We start from the raw sequence: 15770 nt of genomic DNA on the forward strand, positions 1-15770 counted from the left end.
GTTGTCAAGTGAATAGTTGAGTAAGATGAGCCAAGGCGTGGATTTTATCTTTTAAAAAGCCCCCTTTATATCATTTTTTAAATGTTGAAAAGGTTAGTTAGCAAAAATGAAAATTCAAATGTTAGTGTAGTAAAGGGGGCTTGGCATGGTTTGTATAATTGAGATAATAAATTTTTCTAGTTGTTTCCGTTTTCCCATTTTACTTCTTCTCCCTGTGGTGCTGCACCACCTTGGGCTTGTGTAATAGGAGCGGTTTCCTGGTTGATATGGTAAATATATGCAGCAATTTTTTCTGCATCTCTTCCGGTAATGGTGCCTTCCTTGATGAAAGGTCTCATGGTAGGATTGTTTGGAGAACCATTTTCAAGCATCCAAAAAACATTTTTGAATAAACTTTTTTCCTTGATGTTGATCCAGTGTGTATCGGTAAGATTAGGCCCGATACCTCCTTTTCCTCCATCTCCATGACATGTTACACAATTGGTTTTAAATAGTTCCTGACCTTCTGCGATATTATCTGCACTGTATTTTGCAGATTCCAGATTGATCTGTGGAGCACTTTTTTCATACTCTTCGATAGATGCCAACATGGTTTTGGTCTCTTTTGTGTATTCTGCTTCCGGATGAGCATAATCTGTGAAAGAGAAGGCTACAAGATACACTGCACAGAAAATACATCCGAACCAGAACAGACCTATCCACCATTTAGGAAGAGAGTTGTCAAGCTCTGTAATTCCATCGAAACCATGGTCGATCAAAATATCTTTTTCTTCAGTAGCAGACTGCTTTTTGAAAGCCGAATTCCAAAGTTTTTGATAATAAGGGATATTTTTTTCTTCCAGATATTGTTTTTTTTCTTCTTCTGATAACCTGCTGAAACTTTCATTTTCAATCATGTCTCCGATAGAGTTCATAATCATCAGAAGGATAATGGCAATCAATATTAATGCCCAGAAAAAAGGGGAAGAAAAATATCCTGAATCACTGGCGAACATTTCAAAGGCCATGATTGTTAAGCCTATCGTTGTTGCAATATATACTGAAATAGGGGTTCTCGTTTTCATTACATCAATTTTTAATGATTACTCTGCACTTGCGGTTTGGATCTGTGTCGTTTTAATGTCTGTACCTAATCTTTGCAAGTAGGCGATCATGGCTACGATTTCTCTTTGTTCAAGCGGCACATAAGCTCCTCCTTTGCTGTTTTTTCTTTAACCATCTGATCTTTTACGTCAGTAGCTTCTGAATAAATTCTCTGTACAATAGCTTTTGACTGGTTGTCTGCCCATTGATTGGCAGAGTCGATCTGAGCTTTTGTATAAGGAACATCAAATGTGTTTTTCATTAATTTCATTTTATCCACCATCTGAGTACGATCCAGTTTGTTGGTGATTAACCAAGGGAAACGTGGCATGATAGAACCTGCGGAGGTAATTCTTGGATTATACATGTGCTTAAAGTGCCATGAATCAGGATTTCTACCGCCTTCTCTATGAAGATCCGGTCCTGTTCTTTTAGAGCCCCAAAGGAATGGTCTGTCGTAAATGAATTCCCCAGCTTTGGAGTACTGCCCGTTCTTTCCTTCAAATCTTACTACTTCATCACGGAAAGGACGGATCATCTGAGAGTGGCAAGAATTACATCCTTCACGGATATATAAATCTCTTCCTTCCAGCTCCAATGGTGTATATGGTTTTACGGCGGTAATCGTAGGAACGCTTTGTTTCAATGATAAGGTAGGAACAATTTCTACAAGCCCACCAATAGCTATCGTAATGAAAGCCAGGATAGAAAGTAAGGTAGGTGTTCTTTCTAACCAAAGGTGTATTCCTTCTCCCTCTTTTCTTGTTCCCCCGATATTAGCTAATGCAGGTGCTTCTGACGGAACGTTTTTCTGAAATGAACCTGATTTAACGGTTTTGATAACATTGATTACCATTAAAATAGCTCCTGAAAGATAAAATACTCCTCCTAAGAATCTCATTTTAAAGTAAGGAATGATTGCCGTAACGGTGTCCAGCCAGTTTTTCCATAATAAGGTTCCATCCGGGTTGAACTGTTTCCACATTAATCCCTGTGTAAATCCTGCAATATACATCGGCACAGCATAGAAGATAATTCCTAATGTTCCCAACCAGAAGTGCCAGTTGGCAAGTTTTACAGACCAAAGTTTTGTTCTCCACATGATCGGAACCAGGTAATATACCACCCCGAATGCCATGAAACCATTCCATCCAAGAGCTCCTAAGTGTACGTGACCGATAACCCAGTCAGTATAGTGACCAATTTTATTTAAAGATTTTGTGGCTAATAACGGCCCTTCAAAAGTGGCCATACCATAACATGTAATGGCTACTACAAAGAATTTAAGGATCGGATTTTCTCTTACTTTATCCCAGGCTCCTCTTAACGTAAGAAGACCATTCAGCATTCCTCCCCAAGATGGAGCAATCAACATGATAGAAAACCCAGTTCCTACAGCCTGTGCCCAAGCGGGTAATGCTGTATATTGTAGGTGGTGAGGGCCAGCCCAAAGGTATACAAAGATCAGCGACCAGAAGTGAATAATGGATAATTTGTATGAGAATACCGGTCGCTGAGCTGCTTTTGGCATAAAATAATACATAAGACCTAATACAGGGGTTGTCAATACGAATGCTACTGCATTGTGACCATACCACCATTGTACTAATGCATCTTTTACACCTGAGTATACAGAATAAGATTTCCAGCTTGTGAAAGATAAAGGAACTTCAAGGTTATTGAAGATGTGAAGCATGGCTACGGCAATCCATGTGGCAAGATAGAACCAGATCGCTACATATAAATGTCTCACCCTTCTTTTGGCAATAGTTCCAAACATATTGATACCGAATACAATCCATGAAAAGGCAATTAATATATCAATAGGCCATTCATGTTCAGCATATTCTTTTGAAGTATTGATCCCCATTAAGAAGGTAATCACTACGGTAACGATCATAAACTGCCATGACCAGAAGTGAATCCAAGAAAGGGTATCACTATACATTCTTGTTTTCAGTAATCGTTGCATACTATAGTAAGCACCGCAGAAGAAGGAATTACAAACGAAGGCAAAAATTACAGCACTGGTATGAAGCATTCTGATTCTTCCAAAGCCCATTGCTCCTTGAGTATTGATCAATCCCTGAATGTTACCCGAAGCCAAGCTTTTAATAGTTGTATCATCCGTACCGAATAAAAATTCAGGTAATTCAGGATAAAAAAGCATCAATGCAGCAGTAAGTCCCAGCAGAAATCCGACAAGTCCGAATGCGATTGTTGCATAGAGGAATGCTCTGACAATATTATTGTCATAATTAAATTTTTGCGTCTCCATAAATTCCAATAGTGTTTACCGAAGTGATATTTGCTTTGAAAAAGGTTTATTTTTTGCCGTTTTCTATGTTAAAAGTAAATATCATGTAACGTGTATAATGTTTTGCCAAAGGTATTTATTAACTTTGTTGGAGGCTAATAGATAATCTTCTAAAATATACCGAAAACTACTAAAACAGAAATGATGAAAATATGTGGTCAAAATATCAGGAAAATCCGTAGGAGCAAAGATTTTACGCAAGAGTATATGGCTTTTGAAATGGGGATTTCCCAAAAGGCGTATTCCGATATTGAGAATTCCAAGGTGAAGATTAACCTGGAAATCCTGACTAAAATCTCAGATATTTTAGAGATCAAGCCTTCCGATATTTGCAGCATCTCTCACAAATGTGGAATAGATGATGATTATGAAGATAAATACCAGGGACTTCTGGAGTATATGAAAAAGAATAATATTTCAGTTCCGAAAGAATTTCTTTAATCTTTCAGTTTTACCTTATATATACACTTAATGACCTCCTCAGGATGACTGAATGAGGTCATTATTTTGTTGTAATAAAATTATGTTACGTCTTGAGCATTTCAAATGTATATAGCAAAATGTCATTTTTGCAGTACCTACAAATTAAAAATTATATAGGCCTGCAAGAAAAATGAATCACACTATTGAGATCTGAATTCTCAATTTGCCCCGTGGAATGTGAATTTCTCTGAAAAGTTTTTATATATTTAGCGACCGAATAATTCATTCAATGAGCAACGAAAATAAAACAGGACAAAACGAGACTTTAGTTAGAGGATTAACAAATCGACATATACAATTAATTGCCCTTGGAGGTGCCATAGGAACCGGATTATTTCTGGGAATCGGGCCAGCGGCAGTATTGGCTGGACCCTCAGTAATTTTAGGGTACGCCTTAGCCGGAATTATTGCCTTTTTTATCATGCGTCAGCTGGGTGAAATGGTAGTTCAGGAACCGGTATCGGGAAGCTTTAGTCACTTTGCCTATAAATATTGGGGAAATTTTCCAGGTTTTGCCTCAGGGTGGAACTACTGGATCCTGTATATTCTTGTAAGTATGGCCGAGCTTACAGCTATAGGCCATTATATTCACTTTTGGTGGCCGGAAATACCACTTTGGGTATCCAGTTTATTCTTTTTTGTAGTCATCACTGCGCTTAATCTTGCTTCTGTAAAAGTTTATGGAGAAACCGAATTCTGGTTTTCCATCATCAAAGTAGTCGCTATTATTGCGATGATTGTTTTCGGTATTTATCTTTTAATAAGTGGAACAGGAGGAGAAAAAGCAACAATCACAAACTTGTGGAATGACGGTGGATTTTTTCCAAAAGGATTATTCAATAAGACTGAAACCGGGTATTCCGGATTATTTGCTGCAATGGCGATGATAATGTTCTCTTTTGGCGGATTGGAACTGATTGGAATCACAGCAGCAGAAGCTAAAAATCCTGAAAAAACAATTCCGCAGGCAACCAATCAGGTAATCTACAGAATCTTAATTTTCTATGTGGGAGCTTTGGTGATCTTATTCGCATTAAGCCCTTGGAGAGATATTACAGAAGGCTCAAGCCCATTTGTAATGGTATTCGAGAATTTAAATGGATTAGAATTCAGCCTTTTTGGTAAAGTGATTCAGTTCAATGTCTTGATTGCAAATGTTCTTAACCTTATTGTATTGACTGCTGCTTTATCGGTTTATAACAGTAGTGTTTACAGTAATAGCCGGATGCTTTTCGGATTGGCTCAGCAAGGAAATGCGCCTAAGTTTTTGAAAAAACTTAATAAAAATTCTGTGCCTACAAATGCCATTCTTATTTCTTCATGTTTTGCAGGAATTTGTATTGTTATTAATAAATTGGTGCCGGAAAAAGCATTTCAGTATCTGATGGCACTTGTTGTATCTACATTGATTATTAACTGGCTGATGATTTGTTATACACACTTGAAATTTAAAAAATCAATCATCAAAGAAGGAATTCAATCTAAGTTCCCGTCTATATTTTATCCGATTTCCAATTACATTTGTATAGCATTTTTAGTGCTGATTTTAGGATTAATGTGCATTACAGGAATGGAAATTCAGGTGATTCTGATTCCGATATGGATTGGCTTTTTGTTCGTGATGTATAAATTGTACAAACCAAAGTAAAAATATAAAACAGATTGAAACATGTTTTGGAAAGGTGAAAATTAAATGATTTTCACCTTTTTTATTTGTATTTTCTGTAAATTGGTAGTAGGATATATTTTGAAAATAGGTCATTATTTCTATGGTTTTGGCTTGTTGAATATTTTCTGCTGTTTGAAAAGAATGTCAATTTAGGACAAGATTTGGTTTTTTGAGAGATGTAATTTTGCACCTGTAAATCATCACAAGGATGAATTTACAATGTGAAACTTCAAAAAACAAATAGAATGAAAAATATATTTCTCCTCATCTTATTACTTCCTTTTTATGCCAAGTCACAAATTTCTATACAGGCATATGGCGGAAATAAAGAGACAGAACTTCTTGGAATTTATAATAAAGATTTCAGTGGAAAGTGGAATTATTTTGCTTCAGGAACCATTAGCTACGATTATAAGTCAGGAAAAGTAACTCCCGAGCTCTATCAGAATATTAATTATGGAATTATAAAGAACCTGGGTGTTTCTGCAGGAGTCCATATTTCAGAGAAAGATATCATGCCGTCTGTAGGACTGGCATATGGAAAAGAAAATGATGTTTTTGCCATCAACGTATTTCCTGCATTTACCTATTCTACTGATGCAAAAGAATTCGGGCTTGGGCTTTATACTTTATTGGAATATACTCCAAAAATCAATGATAAGCTTAATCTTTACAGCATGTTGATTGTAGAATCTGATTTCAGTTTTAAAGAACATCAGTCCAGTAGTCAGATCATCCGTTTAGGAATAGAAAATAAGAAAAAAATGCAGTTGGGTATTGGAAGTAATATTTCCCAGGCAGGAAGCAGTTTTGATACCGATATCAATTTCGGTGTATTTATAGGAAAGAAATTTTAATGATATGAAAAAATTATTCACACTCACTTTTGTATTGAGTTTTATACTAAGTATGGCACAGACAGATTATCATTTTCCAGAGGAATCTTCACGACATGAAGGAACGTGGCTGCAATGGCCGCATCATTATCAGCATGGAATGACTTACCGTAAAAGGGTAGAGCAAACATGGGTAGATATGACAAAGGCTCTTCAGTCCGGCGAAAAAGTTCACATCATTGCATATAATGCTGAAGAGAAAAACAGAATTATCCGTCTTTTGGAAGAAAATAAAGTTCCGATGAAGAATGTTGATTTCAAGGTTTATCCTACAGATGATGTATGGATCAGAGATAACGGACCTATTTTCGTAAAAGATAAGAAAGGAAATGTTCTTATTGAAGATTGGGGATTCAACGGATGGGGCGAGAAATTTGATTTTGAAAACTGTGATGAAATTCCACAAAAGATAGGTGCAGACCTGGGCATAAAAGTAATCAATCTTAATGAAGAAATGGTAAACGAAGGAGGTTCTGTGGAAACTGATGGAAATGGAGTTTTAATGGCTTGTAAAAGTTCGGTAATCAGCCAGAAAAAAGATGCTACCAGAAACAAAGATATCACACAGGATGAAGCTGAAGAAATGTTTAAAACCTATTATGGAGTATCCAAAGTAATTTGGCTGGACGGAGTGACAGGATTGGACGTTACCGATATGCATATTGATGGTTTTATGAAGTTTATTAATCATAATACAATGATTACCATGAAAGAAGATGACCTTCTTGAATTGGGACTTTCCGAGAAGGATGTCAATACGCTTTATACAGCAACCAATGTAGATGGAAGAGAGTATAAAAAAGTCTATGTACCGGCTACCAAAAACAAAGTGAAAACAGCGTACGGAAAACAACTGGAAGAAAAAGGTTCCTATGTTAATTATTATGTAGCCAACACCGTGGTATTAGTTCCAAACTATGGAGATCCTAATGACAAAATTGCCAATAAGATTATTCAGGATCAGTATCCAGATAGAAAAGTAATAGGAATAGATGTAAGAAATCTATATGAAAATGGCGGAATGGTGCATTGTGTTACCCAACAGCAGCCAGCTGGAAATCTGATGAAATAAAATAAAGATTTATAAAGGTATTATGATAAGATCTATAGATGTGAATCTGTCTGAACTTATCATGATATCTTTTTTTTTGCAAATAAATTTTATTATAAAAAATAGAAATTTAACTGTTGTATTTTCATGGTTTATTAGAAATGGGAGTAAAAGAGTATGGTAATAAGACTTAGTTAGGCTTTTTCTGCTGAATACATTGAGAGCTTTGGTACATGTTTTACATAGAATATGATAGCTTGGTCTATTATTTTTTGTAAATTAGTAATAAGGTATTATTCAAAATCAGGTGAAATTATAATTCTTTTTTTGAATTTCCGGCGGACGAGCCGAACACCGCATCACAAAGTAGGCAGACCTAAAAAACACTCCTATGGCTAATCTATTTCAAACACTTACTAACACAGTTAAACATTGGTATATTCCATTGATCTTTGGAATCCTCTTTCTGATTTGCGGCTTTTATGTATTTAGTGTACCACTGGCAACGTATGTAACACTTTCTATCATTTTCAGTGTTTCGTTCTTGTTTTCGGGGATTACGGAAATATTCTTTTCCATACAGAACAGCAAATCTCTTCAAGGATGGGGATGGTTCCTCGTAAGTGGGCTTTTGACCACTGCAATTGGAGTTTATTTAATTGCTTATCCTCAGATTTCAATGTCTATTCTTCCTTTTGTGGTAGGATTTACCCTTTTATTCCGTTCCTTTCAGTTACTAGGCTTTGCCTTTGATCTGAAAAGTATGAAAATAATGAGTTGGGGAAATGTAGCCTTAGCAAGTGTAGGAGGTATTATTTTCTCTTTATTGCTTATATTTAATCCAATATTTACAGGTATTTCTCTGGTTACCTTAACAGGAGTTTCCTTTATTTTTATGGGAATAGCCTCTATTATGTTGGCTTTAGATCTTAGAAAAGTTAAAAAGATTCCGGGAAAAGTGAGCCAGGAACTTAGAGATAAAATCAGATCCATCCAGGATGAAATCGATGATCTCAAAAAATAACTGATTAGCAAATAATAATAGAAAGATCTCCATTGGAGGTCTTTTTTTGTTTTAATTGGGCTGTTCCTAACGAATCTTCGTGCTCTTCAAAATGATAAACATTGTAGGGTTTCCGTTTCATTATAAAAAGGGAAAATAGTGATTGTTTTGATTCAGAAAAGAATATTACATTGTTCAATCAATACTAAATAAAAATGGAGAATTTAAAAAAAATAAATTTTTATTAAAATATATTGATATTTTTACTTCAATCATAGCGATAAGAACTATTAAAAGAATTTTTCAATTAAAAAAATTATGGAAGGAGAAGTGAATTTAAAGAATATTTTGAAAAATTTAAATCCATCATTGAATAAAGGGAAATACGTGTATTGTACCGTAGATAGTATTGATAAAATTCCTTTATCAAAAATTTTATTTCTCTTTAAAGAAACAGAAAGTATAACGATTGTGGTCAAAAAAGAAGATGCGGAAGAATTGAATTTAGACTTCAGTTATGTGGCTTCATGGATTACTCTGGAAGTTCATTCCTCTTTATCAGCAGTTGGTTTAACGGCAGCGTTCTCACAAGCTTTGAGTGAAGCTGGGATAAGTTGTAATGTAGTTGCAGCTTATTATCATGATCATATATTTGTGGATGAGAAGGATACTGCGAAAGCGATTGAGGTGCTGAATATGCTTAAAAAGTAATACTAAATCTTATTATGATCTCTTGGATTAGTTTAAACTTGTCATATCATTACAGAAAAATATCAAGAGATTATTAAATTTATAAAAAAACAAAAACCATCCTTAAAAAGGATGGTTTGTAGACCCACAGGGATTCGAACCCCGACTGACGGTACCAAAAACCGGAGTGCTACCGTTACACTATAGGTCTGTTTTATTTTGGTTTTGCAAATTTATGTATTTTTTTCTTATTTACAAATACCTCTCTTGAAAATTTTGATTTTTTTCTTAAAATGACCTCTAATTTTTATAGGAAAATAAGACATCTAATCTAAAAACAAAAACCATCCTTAAAAAGGATGGTTTGTAGACCCACAGGGATTCGAACCCCGAATGACGGTACCAAAAACCGGAGTGTTACCGTTACACTATAGGTCTGTTTTATTTTGGTGGTGCAAATTTACATCTTTTTTATTTATGTACAAGGGTTTTTGATTTTTTTTTTAAATTTACTGTGGATTTTATTTACAGAAAACATGCTGATAGACTTCAATAATCTCAATATTAATAAATTATCTTTCCATTCTGAGTTTGAAAAAAAAGTTGAAAATTTTTTAAAAGAGTGGGCTTCCGAAGAGGAAATGGTAAAAGTACAAACTTCAGGCTCTACAGGAGTTCCTAAAATTTTCGGGATCGAAAAACAAAAAATGATCAATTCTGCAGTGATGACCTGCAATTTTTTGGGTTTAAAAGAAGAAGATACTGCATTACTTTGCTTACCTGTAGAATATATTTCAGGTAAAATGATGATAGTGCGCTCCATGGAAAGAAAGCTCAATCTAATAATAAGTGAGCCCTCTTTACACCCTGTTGAAAATTTGGATCAGGAAGTAGATTTTTGTGCTATGACTCCGCTTCAGGTAGAAAACTCACTGGATAAGCTACACTTAATTAAAAATTTGATCATCGGGGGAGCCGCTGTCTCTGAAAGTTTGAAAAATAAGATCCTTCAGATGAACCTGAACCGCTCAAACCGTATCTTTGAAACGTATGGAATGTCTGAAACACTTTCCCATATTGGCTTAAAGCAGCTCATGCCTGAGCCGGAAGATTATTTCACCGTTTTTGAAAATGTTTCCATTTCTCTGGATGAAAGAGGTTGTTTAGCTATCTTTGCTCCTAATGTGAATGCAGAACAATTGGTAACTAATGATTTAGTTGAAATTAAAAATGATAAACAATTTAGATTTCTGGGAAGAATAGATAATGTAATTAACTCCGGTGGAGCAAAAATTTTTCCGGAAGCATTGGAGAAATTAGTTAAAAAAGAGATCCCAAATGAAGCCCTATTTCTAGGTTTACCTGATGAAAGCCTGGGACAGAAATTAATATTGATCATAGAGGGGCATCAATCTGATGAGGTTATCCGGAAAATTTCAGATGTTCCTTTTGAGAAGAATTTCCATAAGCCGAAAGAAATTATTTTTATAGATCAAATTCCAAGAACTCCCAATGGTAAGGTTAGTAGAATGGAATTGTATAAACGCATTAACGAAAATATTTAATTCCGAATTCTGGAATCAGAACGCTCAAAATGTACAACAATGAAGGATTTTTCAAAAGAACTCAGTTTTAAAACCTCCCGCAGCAGTGGTGCAGGCGGGCAGAATGTCAATAAAGTAGAGACTTCAGTAACGGTATTATGGAAAGTAATAGATTCTGAATTTTTTAATGATCATGAAAAAATATTGATTCAGGAAAAACTTAAAAACAGAATCAACGCAGAGGGATTATTATTTCTAACGGTTTCTGAAAGCAGAACTCAGTTGATGAATAAAAATAAAGCAATTGAGAAAATAACAGAGATTGTTAATAAAGCTCTTATCGTTCCTAAAAAAAGAACAGCTACGAAGCCTTCCAGAGCCCAAAAACAAAAGAGGCTAGATAGTAAAAAGAAGCTTTCCGATAAAAAAGAAAACAGAAGGTTTAAATTGTAGTTGCTTGTTTCGTGTAAAGCCCTATTTTTGCCGGAAATTTTTTAAAAATGATAAAAAAACTAATGCTACTGGGAGCTATTTCGACTTCTCTATTTTCTTTTGCCCAAAAATTTTCATTTATCCCTTCTGTGGGGTACGGATGGAGAGTGGCAGAGACACCTTCAGGAGCTTCAAAACAAGAAAAAGATTATATCAAAGGATTAAAAAGCGGACTTCATTTTGATATTTCTGCTTATTATCACGTGAAGAATATTGGGATCGGTCTAAAATTTTCTAATTACAGTGCATCAAGTAATGGGATGTTATCCATGCCTAATTCTCAAGGAAATAATGTTTATTTTGCAGTGAGTACCAAAGACAATATTACTTTTATTGGGCCTTCTATCATGTATTCAAACTATAATGAGCCAACGAAACACAAACTGCTTCTTGATATGGCACTAGGGGTTATTTCCTATACCACAAAAACAGGAAACATAAAAGGAACAGGATCTAATTTAGGTCTGGATGCTGGTTTTGGATATCAATACGAGCTATCTGACCACCTTTTTATAGGGCCTAAATTAAGTGTGACAGCAGGAACCTTAAACAAAATGACGTTTAATGGAACAACAGTTGACCTAAGTGATATGAAAGAAGGTTTAACCAGAGTTTCTTTGAGTGGAGTCGTTACATTCCATTTTTAAGTCCTATCTTTGGTAAAATTAAAATAACATCATAATGACAGCAACCATCTTTTTATCTGAAGATCGCCGACGAGCAGGGTTGTTGCTGTCATTATTGTATCTCCATACAGATTCCTTTCTGAAAAGTTCTAAGGACTTTATCAATTAAGCCCTGTCAGGATCCAAGACAGGGAAATATTCCAAATTTTATTTATTGTTTTTGCAGTTTTCTATAGAAGAAAGCATGTTTTTGCCTAGGTTCTACATTGGATCGTTCGTGAAACACTGCATTTTTAATCTTAAAATTTTAAAAAATGTCCAATCATATTACGGTTACCACAGGAATTTATGATGCTATAAAAGATACACTTAGAAGAAAAAGAGTAAGCATCAATGAAGAGAAAAGATTAATTGATGAATTGAGAAAAGCCAAACAGGTATTGAGAAGAGATCTGCCTGAAGATACTGTTACAGTTAACAAAAAAGTGACTTTAAAAGATCATACACTGGATTTTGAACACGAATATATTTTTGTACCCTCTACCAAAGAAAAACTTAAGAAGAATAAACACTCCATTCTTTCTAATATTGCTCTAGCTGTAGTGGGATACAAAGTAGGAGATATCATTGATTGGCCTTTTAAAGAAGGCGAAAGAAAAATTGAAATTGTAAAAGTGGAAGCCTGGGAAGGATAAAACTTTGTCATATAGGGTTGAATTTACGAAGAAAACGTAGTCTATTTTTGGGCTGCGTTTTCTGTTTCTTGAGAATAAATATTGGAAAACGCTAAGGCGCAAGTTTTTTACATGCATGATGTTTTAAGGCGTGAAGATTTTATCTATGATAAAATGATATGCTGAATGATTGCCACGAATTCCCGAATAATTTTAATTATAACCTATCTATCTGGTAAAAGATTTTAAACCAAATAAGCACATAGATTTTAGAGAAGATAAGGGGGGCTGATTTTAATATAAAAAGCATTCCTGAAAGAAATTCGTGCATTCGTGGCTAAAAAGTATCAGCATGTTTTTTGCTGAATATCTTTGATCTTCTTGCGTCTTCGCATCTATCCAGCAAAATATGGCTAGTACAAGTTTTGCCTGATTATTTAACAAATGATAAAAAATCACTCCTCTATGAGACTTTCTTGAAGTGCTTGGGCTGCATTCCGTTTTTAAGTTTTATCTTTGCAAAAATTAAAAAAATGAGCAAACCGATAACTGAATTCATAGAAAAGTATTACCTGCACTTTAACGCAGCTGCATTGGTGGATGCTTCTAAAGGATATGTTGCACATCTTAAAGATGGCGGAAAAATGATGATTACTTTAGCAGGAGCAATGTCTACTGCTGAATTAGGAAAAATTCTTGCTGAAATGATCCGTCAGGGGAAAGTAGATTTTATCTCTTGTACAGGAGCGAACCTTGAAGAAGATTTAATGAACCTTGTAGCACACTCTCACTATGAAAGAGTTCCTCATTACAGAGATTTAACTGCTCAGGATGAATGGGATCTTTTAGAAAGAGGTCTCAACAGAGTTACAGATACTTGTATCCCTGAAGAAGAAGCTTTCAGAAGGTTACAGAAGCATATTGTGGAAATCTGGAAAGATGCAGAAGCTAAAGGAGAAAGATATTTCCCACACGAGTTTATGTATAAAATGATCCTTTCAGGAGTATTGGAGCAGTACTATGAAATTCCTAGAGAAAATTCTTGGATGATCGCTGCTGCAGAAGCAAACTTACCAATCGTAGTTCCAGGATGGGAAGACTCTACAATGGGTAACATCTTCGCTTCTTACTGCATCAAAGGTGAGCTTAAAGCAACTACAATGAAATCAGGAATCGAGTATATGACTTACCTTGCTGACTGGTATACTAAAAATTCAGCTGGAAAAGGAGTTGGATTCTTCCAGATTGGTGGTGGTATCGCAGGAGATTTCCCTATTTGTGTAGTACCAATGTTATACCAAGATATGGAAATGCATGACATTCCTTTCTGGTCTTATTTCTGCCAGATCTCTGACTCTACTACATCTTACGGTTCTTATTCAGGAGCTGTTCCAAATGAAAAAATCACTTGGGGTAAATTAGATATCACTACACCGAAGTTTATCGTTGAAAGTGATGCGACAATCTGTGCGCCATTAATGTTCTCTTATATCCTTGAGAATGCCTAAGAAATAAACTCTTTACGAGATTACAATATAAGCGCTTCCATTTGGAGGCGCTTTTTTATTTGGATTTCTGATACGTTTTTTAGCGCTCGCAGATTTTCCAGATGACGCAAATTCTTCTTTAATGGTTAGAAACTGCAAGATTCACAAAAATTTTTTGCCAAGAATGCACGAATTTTTTATTGAAGCTCATATATGATAAGTGTAAATGAAATTATTTGTGTATTCGTGGCAATCATTCAGCAGCATACCATTTTATCGTAGATAAAATCTTCACGGCTTAAAGCATCATATATATAAAAAAACTTGCGTCTTTGCGATTTCCAACAAACTCAGCTTAAAATAAAAATCTGTGTTATCAGCTAAATCTACGAATCAATAGCTATTCTAATTAAGACCATTGCTATCAGCTGAAAATAAAATTAATCTAAAGAATTAACCAGCACAAAATAACGATACGCTAGAATTCCTTTTTCAATCTTTGTCAGACTATTCGGATCCTTCTTACTCAACTTCGGAAGAACCTTTTTATTGATTACATTCAGTAAACGGAAAAATGATTTTTTCATATCTTTATCTTTTAATGAAACATCATGGGTATTGTAAGAGTTCAAAAATGATGCAAAAATTAAATATGTTTTCCAAGATTAAGATATGGACGAAATTTTCAAACAACAGGTATACGAAGTAGCGAGGCTTATTCCAAAGGGAAGAGTTTCTACATATGGAGCTATAGCGAAAGCAGTAGGATATCCTAATCATTCCCGTCATGTAGGAAAGCGATGGGTGGGTGTCCGGAAGATGTTCCTGCACATCGTATTATTTCCAGTTCAGGAACATTATCCGTTCCGGAGTTTCAGAAAAAATTGGAAGCAGAAGGGATTACTGTGGAAAACTTAAGAATAAAAGGGTTCAAGAAACTATTTTGGGATCCAATGAATGAATTATAATTAGGTTTTTATTAGTATAAATTCGTGGCAAAAAATATCACTCATACATTGATATGAGTGATACAAATATTTTTACAGTCCAAAAAATATATTATTTCCTAGCTCTTGAAGGACTTTGAGAAACTTTCAACTCTTCTTTTAATCTTTCATTTTCTTCTTTTAATAGAGTAATATATCCTTGTAGGTTTTCAATAACCGCACCTGGAATATTATCATAATTATTCTGGTTCGTGATTACTCCTGCAGAAGAAGATCTATCATTAAATACAGGATGGTCATTATTAACCACTACTGCAGCTGCCTCATCTTCATAAATATCCTCTAAAGGAACGTCTAAAAAACGGGCAATTTTGTTCCACTCATCAGGGATAATTTTTACATCACCACTTTCCTTTCTGCTATAGTTAGATACATCTGTAGCGATAAAATCAGCTACCTGCTGCTGAGTATAGCCTTTTTGCTTTCTGATAAGACGTAATTTTTCTTTTTGCATGACCTACATTTTATACAAAAATGGAAAAAAACCACAATGTATACAACAGAAAACTGAAAAAAAAGCAGATGAATTTTCACTGTTGGGAGAAAATGAACTACAAAAGCTACAAAAGCTTTATGATGAACGAAATCTTCAGCAAGAATAGCGCATATGTTTTAGCCACGAATACACGAATTTTTTATTGAGACTCATATATAGAGCATTATATTCTATGTGATTATGTTGTTTAAAATCTTTCACCATCCAGGCACATAGATGATAACTGTAATTAAAATTATTCGTGCATTCGTG

The 15770-nt window shown here is 34.8% G+C and carries 15 protein-coding genes, 2 tRNA genes and 1 pseudogene; 12 read left to right on the forward strand and 6 right to left on the reverse strand.

The annotated features are described in order from the left end of the window. Positions 1-176: 176 nt before the first annotated feature. A complete protein-coding gene (locus QWZ06_RS03380; RefSeq protein ID WP_290295710.1) occupies positions 177-1064 on the reverse strand; it encodes a cbb3-type cytochrome c oxidase N-terminal domain-containing protein in 888 nt (295 codons plus the stop codon). An 18-nt stretch (positions 1065-1082) separates the two neighbouring features. Continuing rightward, positions 1083-3361: pseudogene (gene ccoN, locus QWZ06_RS03385) on the reverse strand (cytochrome-c oxidase, cbb3-type subunit I). Positions 3362-3541: 180 nt separating this feature from the next. On the opposite strand from ccoN, the gene QWZ06_RS03390 reads away from it, so the two are divergent. The 6 genes from QWZ06_RS03390 (at position 3542) to QWZ06_RS03415 (ending at position 9213) form a co-directional block, all read left to right on the forward strand. Continuing rightward, entirely contained in the window at positions 3542-3841 is a 300-nt protein-coding gene (locus tag QWZ06_RS03390) for a helix-turn-helix domain-containing protein (RefSeq protein ID WP_290295711.1), read from the forward strand. Between the two features lie 271 nt (positions 3842-4112). After that, the gene (locus QWZ06_RS03395) at positions 4113-5531 is read left to right on the forward strand and encodes an amino acid permease (protein WP_290295712.1); all 1419 of its coding nucleotides are present in this window, start codon (positions 4113-4115) and stop codon (positions 5529-5531) included. 266 nt (positions 5532-5797) lie between these two features. Next, positions 5798-6409, forward strand: a complete 612-nt coding sequence (locus QWZ06_RS03400) for a hypothetical protein (RefSeq protein WP_290295713.1) — start codon at positions 5798-5800, stop codon at positions 6407-6409. 4 nt (positions 6410-6413) lie between these two features. Beyond that, entirely contained in the window at positions 6414-7520 is a 1107-nt protein-coding gene (locus QWZ06_RS03405) for an agmatine deiminase family protein (protein ID WP_290295714.1), read from the forward strand. Positions 7521-7890: 370 nt separating this feature from the next. Next, positions 7891-8523 carry an HdeD family acid-resistance protein gene (locus QWZ06_RS03410; protein ID WP_290295715.1) on the forward strand — a complete coding sequence of 211 codons (633 nt, stop codon included), beginning with the start codon at positions 7891-7893 and terminating at the stop codon, positions 8521-8523. A gap of 297 nt (positions 8524-8820) precedes the next feature. Continuing rightward, on the forward strand, positions 8821-9213 hold the full coding sequence (locus QWZ06_RS03415) for an ACT domain-containing protein (protein WP_290295716.1): 393 nt from the start codon (positions 8821-8823) through the stop codon (positions 9211-9213). A gap of 119 nt (positions 9214-9332) precedes the next feature. On the opposite strand, the gene QWZ06_RS03420 is transcribed toward QWZ06_RS03415, so the two are convergent. Together QWZ06_RS03420 and QWZ06_RS03425 are read right to left on the reverse strand one after the other, a co-directional pair. Next, positions 9333-9403: transfer RNA gene (locus tag QWZ06_RS03420), tRNA-Gln, on the reverse strand. Positions 9404-9559: 156 nt separating this feature from the next. Further along, positions 9560-9630, reverse strand: a tRNA-Gln gene (locus QWZ06_RS03425). A 98-nt stretch (positions 9631-9728) separates the two neighbouring features. On the opposite strand from QWZ06_RS03425, the gene QWZ06_RS03430 reads away from it, so the two are divergent. The 5 genes from QWZ06_RS03430 to QWZ06_RS03450 all read left to right on the forward strand — a co-directional run bounded on the left by QWZ06_RS03430 (position 9729) and on the right by QWZ06_RS03450 (position 14036). Continuing rightward, the gene (locus QWZ06_RS03430; RefSeq protein ID WP_290295718.1) at positions 9729-10757 is read left to right on the forward strand and encodes an AMP-binding protein; all 1029 of its coding nucleotides are present in this window, start codon (positions 9729-9731) and stop codon (positions 10755-10757) included. Positions 10758-10796: 39 nt separating this feature from the next. Next, a complete protein-coding gene (gene arfB, locus QWZ06_RS03435; protein ID WP_290295719.1) occupies positions 10797-11189 on the forward strand; it encodes an alternative ribosome rescue aminoacyl-tRNA hydrolase ArfB in 393 nt (130 codons plus the stop codon). Positions 11190-11236: 47 nt separating this feature from the next. Then, a complete protein-coding gene (locus QWZ06_RS03440; protein ID WP_290295720.1) occupies positions 11237-11875 on the forward strand; it encodes a hypothetical protein in 639 nt (212 codons plus the stop codon). A gap of 293 nt (positions 11876-12168) precedes the next feature. Then, positions 12169-12549 (forward strand): GreA/GreB family elongation factor, encoded by a 381-nt coding sequence (locus tag QWZ06_RS03445; protein ID WP_290295721.1) that lies wholly within the window; start codon positions 12169-12171, stop codon positions 12547-12549. Between the two features lie 512 nt (positions 12550-13061). After that, positions 13062-14036 carry a deoxyhypusine synthase family protein gene (locus QWZ06_RS03450; protein ID WP_045500886.1) on the forward strand — a complete coding sequence of 325 codons (975 nt, stop codon included), beginning with the start codon at positions 13062-13064 and terminating at the stop codon, positions 14034-14036. Between the two features lie 419 nt (positions 14037-14455). On the opposite strand, the gene QWZ06_RS03455 is transcribed toward QWZ06_RS03450, so the two are convergent. Next, positions 14456-14602, reverse strand: coding sequence for a hypothetical protein (locus tag QWZ06_RS03455; RefSeq protein WP_290295722.1), 147 nt, complete (start codon positions 14600-14602; stop codon positions 14456-14458). 85 nt (positions 14603-14687) lie between these two features. Here QWZ06_RS03455 and QWZ06_RS03460 point away from each other — a divergent pair, with 85 nt between their 5' ends. Next, positions 14688-14933 carry an MGMT family protein gene (locus tag QWZ06_RS03460; protein ID WP_353959931.1) on the forward strand — a complete coding sequence of 82 codons (246 nt, stop codon included), beginning with the start codon at positions 14688-14690 and terminating at the stop codon, positions 14931-14933. A 141-nt stretch (positions 14934-15074) separates the two neighbouring features. Here the strand turns inward: QWZ06_RS03460 and QWZ06_RS03465 are convergent, their stop codons facing one another. Next, on the reverse strand, positions 15075-15476 hold the full coding sequence (locus QWZ06_RS03465) for a helix-turn-helix transcriptional regulator (protein WP_290295723.1): 402 nt from the start codon (positions 15474-15476) through the stop codon (positions 15075-15077). Positions 15477-15770 lie beyond the last annotated feature (294 nt).

Origin of the sequence: Chryseobacterium tructae, from assembly GCF_030409875.1 — a bacterium.
Taxonomy (GTDB): Bacteria; Bacteroidota; Bacteroidia; order Flavobacteriales; family Weeksellaceae; genus Chryseobacterium; species Chryseobacterium tructae.

Coding starts and splice junctions, on each gene's coding strand:
- QWZ06_RS03380 (WP_290295710.1), bottom strand. CDS start 1,064: ATGAAAACGAGAACCCCTATTTCAGTATATATTGCAACAACGATAGGC.
- QWZ06_RS03390 (WP_290295711.1), top strand. CDS start 3,542: ATGATGAAAATATGTGGTCAAAATATCAGGAAAATCCGTAGGAGCAAA.
- QWZ06_RS03395 (WP_290295712.1), top strand. CDS start 4,113: ATGAGCAACGAAAATAAAACAGGACAAAACGAGACTTTAGTTAGAGGA.
- QWZ06_RS03400 (WP_290295713.1), top strand. CDS start 5,798: ATGAAAAATATATTTCTCCTCATCTTATTACTTCCTTTTTATGCCAAG.
- QWZ06_RS03405 (WP_290295714.1), top strand. CDS start 6,414: ATGAAAAAATTATTCACACTCACTTTTGTATTGAGTTTTATACTAAGT.
- QWZ06_RS03410 (WP_290295715.1), top strand. CDS start 7,891: ATGGCTAATCTATTTCAAACACTTACTAACACAGTTAAACATTGGTAT.
- QWZ06_RS03415 (WP_290295716.1), top strand. CDS start 8,821: ATGGAAGGAGAAGTGAATTTAAAGAATATTTTGAAAAATTTAAATCCA.
- QWZ06_RS03430 (WP_290295718.1), top strand. CDS start 9,729: ATGCTGATAGACTTCAATAATCTCAATATTAATAAATTATCTTTCCAT.
- arfB (WP_290295719.1), top strand. CDS start 10,797: ATGAAGGATTTTTCAAAAGAACTCAGTTTTAAAACCTCCCGCAGCAGT.
- QWZ06_RS03440 (WP_290295720.1), top strand. CDS start 11,237: ATGATAAAAAAACTAATGCTACTGGGAGCTATTTCGACTTCTCTATTT.
- QWZ06_RS03445 (WP_290295721.1), top strand. CDS start 12,169: ATGTCCAATCATATTACGGTTACCACAGGAATTTATGATGCTATAAAA.
- QWZ06_RS03450 (WP_045500886.1), top strand. CDS start 13,062: ATGAGCAAACCGATAACTGAATTCATAGAAAAGTATTACCTGCACTTT.
- QWZ06_RS03455 (WP_290295722.1), bottom strand. CDS start 14,602: ATGAAAAAATCATTTTTCCGTTTACTGAATGTAATCAATAAAAAGGTT.
- QWZ06_RS03460 (WP_353959931.1), top strand. CDS start 14,688: ATGGACGAAATTTTCAAACAACAGGTATACGAAGTAGCGAGGCTTATT.
- QWZ06_RS03465 (WP_290295723.1), bottom strand. CDS start 15,476: ATGCAAAAAGAAAAATTACGTCTTATCAGAAAGCAAAAAGGCTATACT.